At 41.1% G+C, this 15,218-nt stretch carries 13 protein-coding genes and 2 pseudogenes; 7 read left to right on the forward strand and 8 right to left on the reverse strand.

Features of this window, described 5'->3' with window-relative positions; translation table 11 throughout:
* Nucleotides 1-33: 33 nt before the first annotated feature.
* Complete coding sequence (locus tag FE394_RS09155) at nucleotides 34-1,050, reverse strand: hypothetical protein (RefSeq protein ID WP_319926091.1); 1,017 nt, start codon at nucleotides 1,048-1,050, stop codon at nucleotides 34-36.
* Nucleotides 1,043-2,245: an MFS transporter gene (locus FE394_RS09160; RefSeq protein WP_319926092.1), complete on the reverse strand. Its 1,203-nt coding sequence runs from the start codon at nucleotides 2,243-2,245 to the stop codon at nucleotides 1,043-1,045. The genes FE394_RS09155 and FE394_RS09160 overlap by 8 nt, the downstream gene beginning before the upstream one ends.
* 128 nt (nucleotides 2,246-2,373) lie before the next feature.
* On the opposite strand from FE394_RS09160, the gene FE394_RS09165 reads away from it, so the two are divergent.
* The 6 genes and pseudogenes from FE394_RS09165 to catB all read left to right on the forward strand — a co-directional run bounded on the left by FE394_RS09165 (nucleotide 2,374) and on the right by catB (nucleotide 6,792).
* Nucleotides 2,374-3,300 (forward strand): LysR family transcriptional regulator, encoded by a 927-nt coding sequence (locus FE394_RS09165; protein WP_319926093.1) that lies wholly within the window; start codon nucleotides 2,374-2,376, stop codon nucleotides 3,298-3,300.
* A gap of 227 nt (nucleotides 3,301-3,527) precedes the next feature.
* Nucleotides 3,528-3,683, forward strand: a pseudogene (locus FE394_RS09170) (acyl-CoA synthetase family protein); the annotation flags it as partial.
* Between the two features lie 412 nt (nucleotides 3,684-4,095).
* Entirely contained in the window at nucleotides 4,096-4,455 is a 360-nt protein-coding gene (locus FE394_RS09175; RefSeq protein WP_319926094.1) for a tlde1 domain-containing protein, read from the forward strand.
* Nucleotide 4,456: 1 nt separating this feature from the next.
* The gene (locus tag FE394_RS09180; protein ID WP_319926095.1) at nucleotides 4,457-4,849 is read left to right on the forward strand and encodes a hypothetical protein; all 393 of its coding nucleotides are present in this window, start codon (nucleotides 4,457-4,459) and stop codon (nucleotides 4,847-4,849) included.
* A gap of 230 nt (nucleotides 4,850-5,079) precedes the next feature.
* Nucleotides 5,080-6,012, forward strand: a complete 933-nt coding sequence (gene paaX / locus FE394_RS09185) for a phenylacetic acid degradation operon negative regulatory protein PaaX (RefSeq protein WP_319926096.1) — start codon at nucleotides 5,080-5,082, stop codon at nucleotides 6,010-6,012.
* A 141-nt stretch (nucleotides 6,013-6,153) separates the two neighbouring features.
* Nucleotides 6,154-6,792, forward strand: a complete 639-nt coding sequence (gene catB / locus FE394_RS09195) for a type B chloramphenicol O-acetyltransferase (protein WP_319926097.1) — start codon at nucleotides 6,154-6,156, stop codon at nucleotides 6,790-6,792.
* A 66-nt stretch (nucleotides 6,793-6,858) separates the two neighbouring features.
* Here catB and FE394_RS09200 read toward each other — a convergent pair whose 3' ends face one another.
* The 6 genes and pseudogenes from FE394_RS09200 to FE394_RS09225 all read right to left on the reverse strand — a co-directional run bounded on the left by FE394_RS09200 (nucleotide 6,859) and on the right by FE394_RS09225 (nucleotide 11,744).
* On the reverse strand, nucleotides 6,859-7,398 hold the full coding sequence (locus FE394_RS09200; RefSeq protein ID WP_319926098.1) for a hypothetical protein: 540 nt from the start codon (nucleotides 7,396-7,398) through the stop codon (nucleotides 6,859-6,861).
* Between the two features lie 10 nt (nucleotides 7,399-7,408).
* Nucleotides 7,409-8,251: a hypothetical protein gene (locus FE394_RS09205; protein WP_319926099.1), complete on the reverse strand. Its 843-nt coding sequence runs from the start codon at nucleotides 8,249-8,251 to the stop codon at nucleotides 7,409-7,411.
* Nucleotides 8,252-8,470: 219 nt separating this feature from the next.
* Nucleotides 8,471-9,052 (reverse strand): YceI family protein, encoded by a 582-nt coding sequence (locus FE394_RS09210; protein ID WP_319926100.1) that lies wholly within the window; start codon nucleotides 9,050-9,052, stop codon nucleotides 8,471-8,473.
* A 25-nt stretch (nucleotides 9,053-9,077) separates the two neighbouring features.
* A pseudogene (locus FE394_RS09215) lies at nucleotides 9,078-9,233 on the reverse strand (cytochrome b); the annotation flags it as partial.
* A 380-nt stretch (nucleotides 9,234-9,613) separates the two neighbouring features.
* Nucleotides 9,614-11,119, reverse strand: coding sequence for an FAD-dependent monooxygenase (locus FE394_RS09220; protein ID WP_319926101.1), 1,506 nt, complete (start codon nucleotides 11,117-11,119; stop codon nucleotides 9,614-9,616).
* Nucleotides 11,109-11,744, reverse strand: coding sequence for a class I SAM-dependent methyltransferase (locus tag FE394_RS09225; RefSeq protein WP_319926102.1), 636 nt, complete (start codon nucleotides 11,742-11,744; stop codon nucleotides 11,109-11,111). Before FE394_RS09225 ends, FE394_RS09220 begins: the two co-directional genes overlap by 11 nt.
* Before the next feature lie 266 nt (nucleotides 11,745-12,010).
* On the opposite strand from FE394_RS09225, the gene FE394_RS09230 reads away from it, so the two are divergent.
* Nucleotides 12,011-15,214, forward strand: coding sequence for an amino acid adenylation domain-containing protein (locus FE394_RS09230; RefSeq protein WP_319926103.1), 3,204 nt, complete (start codon nucleotides 12,011-12,013; stop codon nucleotides 15,212-15,214).
* Nucleotides 15,215-15,218: the final 4 nt, after the last annotated feature.

Consider the following 15,218-nt stretch of genomic DNA (forward strand, 5'->3'; position numbering starts at 1 on the left):
ATGCGGGTGGTTCTGATTATCACAGTATCCTATTTATTTTTTATGAGTGGGATATTCTGGGCAAATACGATTAACGAGAGTAATAGAAGTAGATGTCCAATACTCAGTAATCTCGTTCTTAGTAGCTTCAAAAGCTATCAAATCCTGATACAGAGGGCTTCTCAGATAGTCTTCTAAATCATTTATACTGGAAAAGCTTAATAATGATACACCGTCAAGAGAAGAAGTGTATTTGTGGTAAAATGGTTGTCCTTCTTCCGTCGGACCAATATTATGCAGCTGCACATACCGTTTGATAATTTTTGTTTCTTCATTTCGTTTATGTACTTCTGCAGCATATTTGCCTAACCACCATTCTTGAAACTCAATCCTATCGATATTTGATCGCCTCTGATGAGTTTTTACTAACGTGATTGCCTCATTCCCATGCTCGCTAGGAATTACGATGTATTGTTTTGATAGGAGTGGAGCGATATCGCGAAAAATAGTTTTATCTTCTGGTAGGATTTTTTGTACCACTCGCTCACTGCCTAGCAGTAATGGAATATCCTCTTCACTTGAAAAGTTTAAATAGGCAATACCATCCCAATCTGGACGGCGGTACGGTTCAATATGGCCAATAACTGTGGACCATAATTTTCCACTTTCGTCTACAGGAACACGATAAGGCACTGTATCCGTTTGGGTTGGTCCAGCGGCTAAACGATGTAGCTGGTCATAACGGATAAGCTTTTCCAGAATACTGACATCCACATCAGTTTCTGGGTGGATGAAACGAGCTCCATGTACTTTTCTCCAATATTCCCCCCAATGCTCAAAATTTATATTAGGTTTTCCTTCGAATGCATTGTCCGAAGGATTCTCTGATGGATCAACGATAACATTATTATTGTGGTCTAATAAATGTCCATCGGCGAAACTTCTTTCTGATAATGGAGTATTATCTGCTCGAGAAAGAAAAGAACACACTACTGTTAATGGCTCATGTGTACCAGGTCTGGCCGTAATATAGGGAGGGCGAATTAGCTGCTCTTCAATGTAGTTAACCATGTTTAAATACTCCATTGTTATTGTGGAAGGATGAAAGAACTAACCCCAATAGGCTAGCAAACAGACAAAATGCGCATAGACCGCCCCAACCAAAGTTGGCCCATACAAAGCTTCCAGCGGCAGCACCAACAGCCATGCCGCACATAGCGCCAGTCATCAATAATCCATTGAGCCTACTACGAGCATTAGGATCTACACTGTTAACGATAAATTGATGGGATACCAATGCAGCCATCACACCCAAGTCAAATGTCATTGCTCCTATAGCAAGAGTGACCAGTGAACTAGGTAAAAACCACATACCTATAAATGAAATGGATACCAGCCCACACCCTAATCGTATTGCCAATAGTGGACCTTTTTTGTCAGCAATTCGTCCAAAAATAGACGCTCCCAATGCTCCAGCGGCACCGGCGATACCAAAAGCCCCGGCTACGCTTGCACTCTGGTTATAAGGAGAAGATGCAAGAACTATTGCCAAAGTAGACCAAAACGCACCAAGTGTTGATGCCAATAGTGCTTGAGTCATTACAGCAAGTTTTAGTGAACGATGCTGTTGCCACAGATCCCATAAGCTTCTGAGCAATTTATTGTATTTAATGTTATTAAGAACAGGAGGTAAAACAGGAAGGCGACTTCGTACTAATAGGGCTATAGCGAGCATTAATCCTGCTGCTATAAGTTGCATACCTCTCCATCCCAAAAGGTCTGATATCAATCCACCCAAAGTACGCGATAGCAATATACCGATTAGTAAACCAGTAGTGACAGTACCAACTACATGTCCTCTCCGAGATTCAGGGGATAGTTGAGCTGCAACAGATATGAAATCTTGCCCAACACTGCTCAGCAATCCAATAGCGATTCCAGCAATAATCAATGAGGTTAGATTAGGGGCTAAAGCAGCCAAAGTGAGCGCTAGTGCAAGAAATAGCGTCTTTGCAAAAATCATATTTCTTCTGGAGAGGACATCTCCCAATGGAGCAAGGAATAGCATACCTGCGGCATAGCCAATCTGGGTTAACGTCGGTACTAGACCAATACGCTCTGCTCCAACATAAAACTCTGACTGTACAAGATGTAAGGCGGGTTGAAGGTAATAGACATTAGCAACTCCAAGCCCGGCACCTAAGGCCAATAGAAATAAGAGCTTTTGTGATAGAGTCGTGCCAGGGTCAACATGCGAATTCATCATCTTATTACTCCCACCTAAGGCATTAGAGTACGCTATTAATTTTCTATTTTATTTAAGAATCAATGTATAATATATAGCAAATTCCTCATAAGTAAGTTGACAAAAAATCGTCAATTAGGTTTTAAAAGATGACATCTTCTGATCCTTTTCGTTATACTGTTGTATTCCTACATGTCGTGGAAGCTGGTAGTTTTACGCTTGCGGCAGAAAAACTTAACATGTCAAAGTCAGGCGTAGCCAAGAGCATTTCCCGGCTGGAAACTCGTCTTGGTGTGCGTTTGTTTAATCGAACAACCCGGCGATTAAGCCTAACAGATGAAGGCCAAGCATATAGTAAGGGATGTTCACGCGCTTTAGCCGAACTTGAAAATGCTCAGTTGGAGGTTTCAACACGTAAAATCGCCCCTTCAGGAAAATTACGTGTTGACATGCCAGTGGTCTTTGGAAAACGTTGGGTTCTACCGATCCTGTTGAATATAGTGGAAAAATATCCTGAGCTTGAGTTAGACGTAAGCTTAACTGATCGTCGGATTAATTTGATTGATGAAGGTGTAGATTTAGTAATAAGGATCGGTCAATTACATGAAAGTGCAACTCTTATAGCAAGACCCTTAGGGATGCAAAAATCCGTAGTATGCGCAAGCCCGCAGTATTTAAAAAGGTTTTGTTATCCCCGCGTGATAAACGATTTAATGAAGCACCAATGTATTACTTTTGGGAATGGCGGCCGCACTCTTCCTTGGTATTTTCTTGATGAAAAAGGCAACAGTAAAGCCATACAAGTTCAAGGACGTATTAGTTCCAACCATAGTGAGACAATATTAGATGCTGCACTACATGGTCATGGAATTGTTCTGTTATCAGATTGGTTAGTTTCCAAATACTTTCAGAATGGGCAGTTGGTAAGATTACTGCCTGAAGTCCAGACTCAGGGATTCCCAATTCATGCTGTATGGCCCCAAAATAGGCACTTGTCTCCAAAAGTACGAGTAGTAGTGGATGCTTTAGCTGATATTTTTATCTCACAAATACCTTGGAGCGAGCCAAACAACTAACTCCCAGCCAATTATGTAGAAATAGAGCTTCTAATCCAGGAGAAACTCTATGACTCAGATGAATTATCTCAATATTCAACATACTGATAAAATGGGTAAAGTTGACTAAAATTCCTCTTAGGAAAGAGATGATAAATTCATCTCTGAAATCGTTATTTTTCATGTTACAAGTACTTCATAAAATAGAGTTGAAAAAGCCAGAACTATTCAATTATCAACAACGCTGCAATTATCAACAACGCTGCGATATCTGTCATCAATTACGTCATCACATTAAATCGATGGTGGGAATCAGTACCGATGTCAGTATCGTCAACTGTGGCGTCATCCCCCGCTCAGAAGGCAAGGCCGTTCGGGTCATCGACAACCGGCCACATGAATAACCTTTTGCCACCGCAAATTCAATGATGCGAACTGCGGTGGTACTCAATGGTATTTTTCTTAAGAATATTGGCGCCTTCTAGATTTCAGGACGACCGATATATCTATAACGGCCTGCAATCCAATAAATCTATGATCTACAGTTAAATTAAAATTAGATTAGATTAGATTGACCTAAATCCAACTTCAATTAAGTTAAATGAAATTAAAAATATAAAATAGAATATTCTCATACAAATATTAATGTTTGTTGACATTATTATCCAAGAATTAATGTTAATGGATATTGAACATTAGAACAAATGGATGATAGGATATATAAGTACATTTAATGACTTTTATTCAATGTGCTGAGTATCATGTAAAAAATAACGTCATATTTACTCTCTATAGAGATCTAAAAAGGAATTTTAAATGGTTTGGACTTATCATCAATACTCAGGTGACTTATATCATAACGATAAATTAGTTTATCGTGGCGGCTATAGTGGGAAAGGGAAGCATAAGAACAATCCCTCATCAGAATCAGTACGCGGGAAAGGCCCTATCCCCAGAGGACGATATACTATAGGGGGATATACAAGCAGCAAAGGGCCGATGACTATCATTTTAGAACCCTGCAATTGTAATAATATGTATGGAAGAAACCTTTTTAGAATTCACGGCGATAGTAGAGAAACCCCGGGAGAAGCATCAGAAGGTTGTATAGTTGTTGGGCCAGATGCGAGAAGGGAAATAATCAGCTCTATAGATAGAGAGTTAGTGGTGGAATAGTATGAAAAAATTCATTTTACTAGCAATGCTATGTGTTCCTGGTATTGCATTATCTTCAACGAAAGATGAAACAAAAGAAGCTTTGGATTATTGTGCCACAGCCGAATCTTGGGCTACTCAAAAAGTGATAGATGCAGCATTCGATAAAAATAAACAGCTTGACCGAATGAAAGCAACTTCTTCCCTAATTGAAAGAACAAAATTGGTAAAAGGAAATAAGCCAATTACATTCCAAGACTGGGGACAGTTATATACTCAAACACTAGAAATAACTATCCCATATATTGATAAACACAAAAAACCTGCTGTTTTCATTGCAGCATCAATTATATCAGCAGAAGAGTGTTCTTTATCAGAAGTTGCTTATTTTGATATAACTCACGAGAACGATTAATTTTATTCTCAAAAAGGATTAATCAGGGAGCTAAATTGCTTTTCAACGCAGTAAAGCTCCCATTTTTACTCACAAGAGCAGTTGAAATAATATACTGGGTGTAACGGCTCGTTTTTGTTCCTAAGAAACTGAGTTTGAATCTACGTGATGATAATATTGCTATTCTTAAACAGAACTAAGGTTAGTTATGCTAATGTCATGACACACTTTTGATAAGATCACAGAAAAATATGACATACAAACTCGACGACTTTATCCGGCATGCCCTTGATGCTCAGCCTATCAGCGGAACATCGCTGATCATCTCCCTGTATGGGGATGCACTCAGCCATCGTGGCGGAGAAGTATGGCTTGGCAGCCTGAGTCTGCTGTTAGAACCGTTGGGATTCAGTGATCGTTTCGTGAGAACATCCGTATTTCGCCTGCAAAAAGAGGGTTGGCTTGAAGTAGAAAAACTGGGACGACGCAGTTATTACCGCATAACTGAACGCGGCATGAATCAATTTCGCCATGCAGAAAGCAAAATATATCTCAGCGAACAGCCCGCATGGGATGGCAAATGGGATCTACTGTTACTGGAAGGAGCGGCCAAAGATGAGCGTACCCGCCTGAAAAAAGAGCTGAGCTGGCTTGGATTCGGTCAACTCAACAGTACCCTGATGGCGGCGCCAAGCAGCTCTCAACGTGACATCCCCGCCCTATTGGGCGAACTCAACGCCAGCGATTCTGTCATCTATTTCCGCGCTGATTATCCTTATCCGCGTTCAGAACAAAGTCTGAAAGAACGCGTATCCGCCAGTTGGTCACTGGATCAGGTATCACAGCACTATCACGAATTTATCGTCTCCTTCCGCCCCCTGATGACTCTGCTACGAGATTGCCATGAAGACGATCTGACACCAGAACGCTGTTTCCAGCTACGCCTGCTGCTCATCCACTTTTACCGCCGTGTGGTACTGCGCGATCCTCTGCTGCCCGATGCTCTGCTCCCTGTACAATGGGAAGGGCAAATTGCCCGTAACTTATGTATCAACATCTATCAGCACATTGACCTTGCCGCAACACGCTACGTCAACGAAAACTGTGAAACGACCATTGGTCAGCTACCTCAACCCGCAGCGGCGTATTACCGGCGCTTTGGAGGAACAAGTCAATATCCATGAATATCAGGAACTCGTAACACGCTGTAAACCGATATTGCAGGAAGTCGAGCCACTGACTGAAATCGAATCCGACCGTCAGTACATGGTTTTCAGCTAATATTTAGCCCCTAAAAATCAACTATAAATAACAATAAGTATCCTATGAAAAACTACTTTGACAATCCTTATAAAGGAAAAACATTAGCGGAACAGGTCACCAATCCCAATATTCAGGTTGGCCGTTTCAGCTACTATTCCGGTTACTATCACGGTCATTCATTCGACGAATGTGCCCGTTACTTATTACCTGATTTAACCAATGTCGATAAGCTTATCATCGGCAGTTTCTGCTCCATTGGCACAGGCACCTCTTTCATGATGGCGGGTAATCAAGGACATCGACTGGATTGGGTGTCGTCATTTCCGTTTTTCTATATGTCGGAAGAACCTGCCTTTGCTGATGCAGAGAATGGCTACCAACCGATGGGGGATACCATTGTCGGTAATGACGTCTGGATTGGCGCAGAAGCGATTATTATGCCGGGGATAAAAATTGGCGATGGCGCGGCTATTGGCACTCGTGCTCTGGTAACTAAAGATGTAGAGCCTTACAGCATTATTGGCGGCAATCCGGCGAAAGTGATCCGCAAACGCTTTTCTGATGAGCATATCGCCTTGCTGCTGGAAATGCAGTGGTGGAACTGGCCGCTGGAACAACTTAAGACAACGATGAAATTGATGACTTCATCGGATATTGATGCGCTGTATCGGTGGTGGAAAGATCAGAACGAGACAAAATAAACCATCGAACCTTTATAGCGTTTATTGTTTAAAAAAACTGCTCGTAGGTTACGAGCAGTTTCACTATTATTTAAATTTAATTACCTCAGAAGGCTTTATCGTGATTTTTTGTCCATGTAGTTCACAATCTTCAATAAGCTGAATGACACCTTCTTTAGCCCATAAAGCTTGTGCGCCTTCAGCTTCTTTATAAGGCACAACAGATTCGCTGATATCAATAAAAGGCTTACTTAAAACAATTGTTCTATATTTTTCATAATGTTCACCATCTGGCAAGTCCCAAGATATAAGCTGGTTAGCCGTTTTCCAAAAAACAATTGTTCTTTCAATCCCTTCATGTTCTTTCGTTTTATCCCACTTGTAACCAATAATACAGAATTTGTTTTCTACATTTTCTTTATGGAAAAGTTTAATCAGGTAACTAAAAGAAGATAAATAATTATCTCTATAGTTATTTATTTTTAGGGGACTAAAATGATTATCTGGCTTTAAGTTATAGATACCCCATTGCCCCGTTTTTTCCCAACCTTTAAAATCCAGACCACTTTGCTTTGAAAAAGCACTAATGGAAAAATAAATAATAAAAAAACCAATTAAATATTTCATATTAGCTCTCTTATTTAATATATTCTTTCGATAATTTATAAAATCTTTGACCTTGAAGAGAAAATATTTCTATAAAATTCTTTCCGGGATGTCCAGAACCATCAGTCCTCCATGCAATAACTTCCGGATTAGATATTTTATTACTTTTTGCTATATCAATGGCATTATTAACTAAACGACGATAAGTTAAAAACTCCGGATTGGTACCATCATTTGAAGCTGATATAATATAATCAATTCTATCTTTTATAGAAGTTTTAATTTTGGGGTATTGAGAAAAACCTTCTATTGTCCGCGGCCCAGAAATCAAACCAATTAATTTATTTCCCTGTCTAGGTACATCAAGTTCATGTGCTTTGGGAGATTGAACTCTGTTCAATAGAACATCATGCATATATTGCATAGTCTTTTTAGCATCAGCTTCGTTATACTTAATCACCTTTGATGTCGGTAATGTAGTCTCCGCCAACAACACCATTAACATTGCCTTTTGTTCAGCAGTCAAACCTTCCGGAATTTCTATTTTAGACAAAACATTAATCGTTAATGGTGGAAAGCAATCTTCGGCGACTCCTGCCGCAAAGTCGGAGCAGTAACTTAAATTGGTATCTATTGCCCTGACGATACTGATCCCCATATTCAAGGCTGTTATTTGCAGAGTTTGTTCTCTGAGCAGTGGATTATCGCGCTGGTAAACAGACACCAGAGTATTATTAGATTGAAACTTAAGGTGTTTTTTCGTGCTAAGATTTAAACCATCAATCTTTAATGTCAGCGTATTCCCTTTAGTCAGATAAAATACAGTTTCGTTCAGTAATGCTCTGTTATTCCGCATAATCATAAATTTAGACATAATTATCTATTCCTTTAAGTTTTTAAAATACAATTTCCAAATATGACTATCATTTAAAGTAATAACCTGAAATCGAATGGTAAAAAATACATATACCCAATGGATTTCAAGATGCAATCAACAAAGCTATAACTTGAAATCCATTGGGTAGAGTATATTAATAAGCTGATAGTCTAAATCAACAGAACACGGCACGATCTTACTGCCGTGCTCTTTTAATTAGGCTTTTTCCTTCACTCCTTCAACCGAAATTATCAGTTCAACTTCCTGAGATTTCGGCCCCAAATCTTCTTTGATATTAAAATCTTTTAGCCTGAGTTTACCTGTAGCTTCAAAACCTGCACGATATCCGTCCCATGGATCATTTCCTGCATTTATTAATTTTGCATCTAGTGTGACAGGCTTGGTAACACCATTCAAAGTAAGATCTCCGGTAATAAGATAACGCTCACCTTCTTTCTTAACTTTGGTAGACGTGAATTTAGCTTCAGGGTATTTTGAGCTGTTCAAAAAATTAGGGCCGCGCAAATGTTTATCCCGTTCGGCATGTCTGGTATCGACACTACCGGTTTTAATCATCACATTGACTTTGTCTTTAGCCGGATTTTGGGGATCAAAAGTAAAACTACCATCAAAATTATTGAAACCACCATAAAGCCAACTGAATCCCAAATGTTGGATACGGAATTCAATAAAGGCATGTTGGCCTATTTTATCGAATTTATAATCAGCAGCCGATGCGTTTCCTGTGCTCATGAGTAATCCCCCTATAATCAGGGAGATTAACTTTTTGTTCAGCATAATAATTCTCCAAAGGTCATTTCAATTATGGTTTATAACCAAACATTCTCTTTAAGGTAACATCATGATCAATAAAATGGTGTTTCAGTGCGGCAAGTCCATGTAATAGGGAAAACACGACCACAATCCAAGCGAAATAAAGATGAATCATACCCGCTATGTCCGCTTGTACCCCCTGTCCTGTTAAAATAGAAATATGACCAAAGCTAGTGGGCGTATTTTTTAGGGACATATTATTTCCTTATTCTGATCATAGGGACGTTAGTACAATATAGAAAGCTGTTATTAAAAAAGGTTATTTGAAAGTGTAGTTTATTTTTTATTTAAACAACTTGAAAAAAATCAACTTAACTTATTTCTTGGTGAAATTACTTTAAAATAGTTATCCAACTACACTTTCATTAAGCAATTTGGGGGATTTAAAAGCCAAAAAGTAATAAAACCCTTGATTAAACAATAACATTGTCAGGTGAGTATTATCTGATTTTTGATTGTTACGTCAATACACATTAATATTATGGCACAAGTTTTACACATCAAAAAGATGTAAAAAATAATAAACTAACATTTTATCCAACTATCTAAACTGACTTTTGCTTGTGTAAAGTTATTTCCCAACCAAAGAACAATACCATCAGGTCTGACAATAACGATTTGTCCAATACGGAGTAAGTTTTTGGGGGAAATAATTTCGGCCATAATCAATTCTTGAGATGCAACCTGAAAATATGACTGTAATGCAGATGCCAATTCCGGTGCATGATTGTGTATCAATACAAACGTCTGTTTCCGTAACACCTCTGTCAGCTTATATTCCGCCCCTTCATGGTGTAAAAGTAAATTAGGCAAACGCTGACCGACTCGCTTATGGTCACCTTTCTGACGTAAACAGTGATATTGAACATCTTCACCAGCCAGCATTCTGACAACTTTTTTCTCAACATAGGGGATTCTGGTTGCCTGTACGCCAATCCAATGAACCATGCGCCCCAAGATACCTGTTGCCGTATTGAAACTAAACAGTAAATCGGTATTTTTCAATGCCGCTTTGGCTATCGGCCTGCGTTCATTTTCATAAGAATCCAAAATAGACGGCAATAAGGTTCCCTGAATGACACCGGCTAATTTCCAACCTAAATTAGCTGCATCACCGATACCCATCTGAAGCCCCTGACCACCAGCCGGAACATGGGTATGGGCAGCATCACCAAGCAGGAATATCTTTCCTTCCCGATACCGCTCTGCCAGCCTCTGCTTACTTCTGTAACGAGCACTCCATAAAACATCACCCAAACCAAAATCCTGTCCCAAAATGGCGGACATACTACTGACAATCTCTTCTCTGGTAACAGGTTGATTGACAGATACATTCATTCTTTGATTATCTTCAATGCTAATGCGGTAAGTGCCATCAGGTAATGGGAAGAGTGCAACCAAGCCCCTCGAAACTGAACGCGCGTATACCGCCGGAGATGGGGGGGTATTCAAAATCACATCCGCCACAATCAACGAATGTTTATAATCCCGCCCAATGAAAGGAATCTCCAACAATTGACGCACTACACTGTTGACACCATCTGCACCGAGAACCCAATCATATTCTGCCTTGATTATTGAATGTGACCGGATTTCTTTCATTCCCACCTCGATTTTTTCACCAACAGGCATCAAAGTCTTAAGCTCCAATCCCCTTTTGAAATTGACTCCAACCTTGTTTACCCACTCCGTCAACACTCTTTCGGTATACGATTGCGGAATGATTACCATGTATGGGAATTCGAGCGCCAGTGTTGAAAATGAGAGTGTTCTCCCCTGCTTATCCCCGACAGGAGCTTCCGCCCATACGATCCCCTGACGTATCATTTCATCCGCAATACCCCATGCGTTCAAAAGTTCCAGCGTTATCGGCTCCAACCCAAAGGCTCGCGAATGCGGGGAAGCTTCAGACCGTTTATCAATGAGGTCAACTGAAATACCTTGCGCAGAAAGAGCCGCAGAAACCGCCAGCCCAACAGGCCCTGCCCCTACAACCAATACACGTTGGGTAATGCGAGTATTACTGCCCATGATAGCTGTGCCCCCCACTGGAACGTTGGAAAACAGAAACAATGATATTTCTGGCCGTTGTCATAGAATAAATTCTCTGTAATCCTGCCGACTCTGCAAGATGAACAATTTCTGTTTCGGGTATGTAGCTCCCCAGACTGCCCATGAGCCAGTTAATCAAAGATCTAAGGCCCCACCCTGGTGGTGCATTTTCGATAAGACAAAACAAGCCATTAGCATGGAGAACCCGTCGTATCTCATGTAATCCGGCAGATTTATCATACCAATGCCCGAACGACATGGAACACACGACTAAATCAATACTGTCTGAAGGAAAAGCCAGTTCCTCCGCCATTCCCACCAGAAATCGGGCGAATGGTCTGCGTTTAGTCGCTTCTTCCACCATTCCTGATGCTGGATCGATGCCAATACAATCTGCCTGTGGCCATCGTGTATGTAGGTGCTCCAGCAAAACGCCGGTTCCACAACCTATATCCAATATACTGCGAGGCGAGGATGTCCAATCCATTTTATTCAGGATACTCAAGCATTCTTCATGTGCAGAATTCAATTTATTGCCATACTTTTCTTCATAGATAGGCGCTATTTGATCGAAAGTTTCAATAAAACCAGGTCCTTTTTTCACCCTCTTCGTTTTTCCCGCATTTAACATTTTCTGACTCCCTCCAACACTTTTAAATAAAGAAATTCTAACCAATTGTGTTGACTTTCGACGACTAATGTCAAATTCTATCAGAACAAAAAACGTACTCAATTATGATAAATCTAGTTTAAAAATAAATACATTTATGAAACATAAGAGTATTTTTATTATTGACTTTATTTAAAAAAAATAATCAATCAAGAATTATAATTTCAATCAAATTTAAACATAAGGAATAGTTATCAATTATGATTAGTGGAAAGCGAGCCACACCACGGCAAGAAGTGTTATGCCTACAACAGGCAATCGACCCAAATTTACCTGGCTTAATTCTTGAAATTGCTTTTCGCATTGATGGTTCCCTTTCTGCACATCAATTGAAATCGCGCATTGATGCTATAGTCAGGCGGCATTCGTCACTCAGACAACGTTTTGAATTTCAGCATGGAAAATATTGGGTTGTGGAAACACCGCCTGAAACTTCAGGGTATTGTCATATTCGTTTTTTGGATGGAATCCCGGATTCATCGTTATCTGACGTATTGCTCCCTGAAAACCGCGAAATTATCAGTATCGAGTCAGAACGGTTATTTAAGGCAGAAATCATTGAAACAGGAAATCATGATTTATACTTGGTGGTCAGGGTTCATCACGCTATTGCGGATCTCTGGTCTGTTGGCCTGTTGATAGAAAATTTGAATAATGTCGCTTCTGAACTCCCCCAGAAAAAAATTAATATCAGCCATCAAACAAGCATTGATAGAGATTTTTGGCGCGCCGTGCTTTCACAAGAAGCGTCTCTCTCTCTGCCTCTAAAAGTGATGCCACCGCAAACCAAAAGTGCTTTTAGTTTAGGAAAAACAGGTTTCGGAAAAACGGGTTTCCGGAAAATGGTAACCCATCATTTTAGCCTCAGCGTGGAATATACAGCCAAAATACACGAGCTAGCCAAAACGTGTTCCGTAACCCCCTATTCAATTTTTCTGGCAGCACAAGCACTCACTCTTTCCAAGTTGGGTATGAGCCAAAGAGTACCTATTGCAGTGACGATGCATGGCAGAAATAAATATAATCATCAGGAAGTGGGTTATTTGGCCAATACTGTCACCCTCCCCATCAGTACCGAAGACATTAGTATCCATAGCTATATAAAAAATACTGGCACCTTATTGCATAATGCCATACATGCCACCAGCGGGGGAGGTTATCCCGAACTGGTCGAACTGATGGCACAAGAAGGGTTACAGCCTCCCCCTCCTAATTCAGCGGTGATCTTTCAGCAAGATGTTCCCGGCATGACCAGAGGCGTTGCTGCCGCTTTACTGGGATATGGCAAAGTACACCTGAAAGATCTGACACTATCCACAGTAATCGCGCCAACCAGTATTGGCCCTTTCAGCAATACAGTATTGATGACCCAGTATGACAACAGGCTGTACGGCCGGATTGAAATTGATCCTGCCCAGCATCCCGCCTGGCTGGCACAAGCTATGGCTGAGCTTTTTCAACACATCCTTGAGTCTATGGTGCAGTATCCACAAGAAAATCTGTCAGCATTGCCACAACGCCCATTACACCAAGCTGCGTATTTGGCTACACAGGAATCCCTTCTGCAATCTCATAGGCAATTGCCTGAAATCGAAGAAACGCTGATCGCTTCCGTTATCCGGCAAATACAGTTATTTCCAGACAGGCCAGCCATATTCAGCCAGTCGGAATCTACCAGCGAATCTATTAGTTACGGCGAACTGGGTAAACGCATCGCAAACATAAGCAGTTCATTGCGGGCATACGGACTGAAATCCGGGCGCTCTGTCGGGATTCTGCTACCACGTGATATCAACCTAATTCCTGTTTTATTGGCTGTCATGGCCTGTGGCGGAAACTATGTTCCCCTCAGTCCAGATAATTCAGTTGAACTGAATGGTTCAATTGTAGAAAAAGCCAAATGTCAGGCAATCATTACACAGAAAAACACAGCGCCAATTTTAGCGGGCATGGTGGAACACTGGGGTATTGACGACCTTATGAGGAAACAGGATGAAGAATTGGCAGATCTCTCCAAGTTACACGACACCGCTTATATATTATTTACGAGTGGATCAACAGGACAACCAAAAGGTGTCGCCATCAGCCACACCAATGCCGCCAATTTAATGCGTTGGGCTAATCTAGAATATGATTATGATCAGTTGAGCGTCACTCTGGCAGCCACACCAATCACTTTCGATCTTTCTGTCTTTGAAATGTTTGCCCCTTTGGTCGCCGGCGCCAGTGTCAAGATGATCCGCTCCGTCATCAATATCATTGAGCAACCCTCAATAATAAAAGATGTCACATTAATAAATACGGTGCCTTCCGCCATTGAAGCGCTGATACAGCATAATTCATTGCAGCAGGGGTTATTACACAACAACAAACAGCAAAATAAATTAAAGGTCATCAACCTTGCTGGTGAACCTTTAACTCGCAATCTCTATCTCCGTTTGCGTCAAATCCTGCCCGATGTGCGTATTGTCAATCTTTATGGCCCGACAGAAACCACAACCTACTCCACAGGATTGGTACTGGATCAAGACGACGATATCACCATTGGAATCCCTCTGGCGGGAACTTATGTACAGGTTTTGAATGAGGATCTTACGCCCGTCGGTATTGGCGTGATCGGTGAGTTATTGATTTATGGGGAGGGTGTCGCGCAAGGCTATCTCGATGAAGCTGCCCGTTCCGCCGCCGCCTTTTTACCGGCTCCCGACGGGAAACGTTGCTACCGCACTGGTGATCTCGTCAGATGGTTGCCAAATGGCAATCTTGACTTCATCGGACGTAAGGATGATCAGGTTAAAGTCCGGGGTTTTCGCGTAGAACTGGGCGCTATTCAGGGATGTTTACAGCATATTGATAATATCAGGGAATCCGCAGTATTAATTACAGGAACAGGGCAAAAACGGCATATCGTGGCATTTATTGTTCTTACGGAACCTATCCAAGAGGAATATATCCACATTGACCAGATAAAACAGCAATTGCTGCGCTCATTACCTGCTTACGCCATTCCCTCACAATTCTGCCTGCTACCTGAGTTACCCAGAAATCAGCATGGAAAAATTGACAGAACTCAATTATTACAAGCCAACAAACAAACACGCCCTTTCCACTATGAAATGTCACCTATTGAGCAACGCATCGCTGCCTGCTGGAAACAAGTGATCGGTATAGATGCTGCCCCAAATGATAACTTTCTTGAAATCGGGGGACATTCTCTGGTGTTAACCGAGTTAACCGGATTATTAAGGCATGAGTTCAATATTCATATCCTACTGCATGATCTCTGGATCAGGCCAACCATAAGACAGCAAGCAGAGTTGATTGGCAACCTACTGAACTCTGCGGATACCCAACCTGCGCCGACTCCAATTCCACGACTAAACCGAAACAATTCTCATCATTAATCAG

The sequence above is a fragment of the Xenorhabdus littoralis genome (assembly GCF_033949345.1).
GTDB lineage: Bacteria > Pseudomonadota > Gammaproteobacteria > Enterobacterales > Enterobacteriaceae > Xenorhabdus > Xenorhabdus littoralis.

Bases quoted from the DNA above. Each gene is read 5' to 3' on its own strand.
- FE394_RS09180 (WP_319926095.1), top strand. From the start codon at position 4,457: ATGAAAAAATTCATTTTACTAGCAATGCTATGTGTTCCTGGTATTGCA.
- FE394_RS09155 (WP_319926091.1), bottom strand. From the start codon at position 1,050: ATGGTTAACTACATTGAAGAGCAGCTAATTCGCCCTCCCTATATTACG.
- FE394_RS09160 (WP_319926092.1), bottom strand. From the start codon at position 2,245: ATGATGAATTCGCATGTTGACCCTGGCACGACTCTATCACAAAAGCTC.
- FE394_RS09165 (WP_319926093.1), top strand. From the start codon at position 2,374: ATGACATCTTCTGATCCTTTTCGTTATACTGTTGTATTCCTACATGTC.
- FE394_RS09205 (WP_319926099.1), bottom strand. From the start codon at position 8,251: ATGTCTAAATTTATGATTATGCGGAATAACAGAGCATTACTGAACGAA.
- paaX (WP_319926096.1), top strand. From the start codon at position 5,080: ATGACATACAAACTCGACGACTTTATCCGGCATGCCCTTGATGCTCAG.
- FE394_RS09175 (WP_319926094.1), top strand. From the start codon at position 4,096: ATGGTTTGGACTTATCATCAATACTCAGGTGACTTATATCATAACGAT.
- FE394_RS09220 (WP_319926101.1), bottom strand. From the start codon at position 11,119: ATGGGCAGTAATACTCGCATTACCCAACGTGTATTGGTTGTAGGGGCA.
- FE394_RS09210 (WP_319926100.1), bottom strand. From the start codon at position 9,052: ATGCTGAACAAAAAGTTAATCTCCCTGATTATAGGGGGATTACTCATG.
- FE394_RS09200 (WP_319926098.1), bottom strand. From the start codon at position 7,398: ATGAAATATTTAATTGGTTTTTTTATTATTTATTTTTCCATTAGTGCT.
- catB (WP_319926097.1), top strand. From the start codon at position 6,154: ATGAAAAACTACTTTGACAATCCTTATAAAGGAAAAACATTAGCGGAA.
- FE394_RS09230 (WP_319926103.1), top strand. From the start codon at position 12,011: ATGATTAGTGGAAAGCGAGCCACACCACGGCAAGAAGTGTTATGCCTA.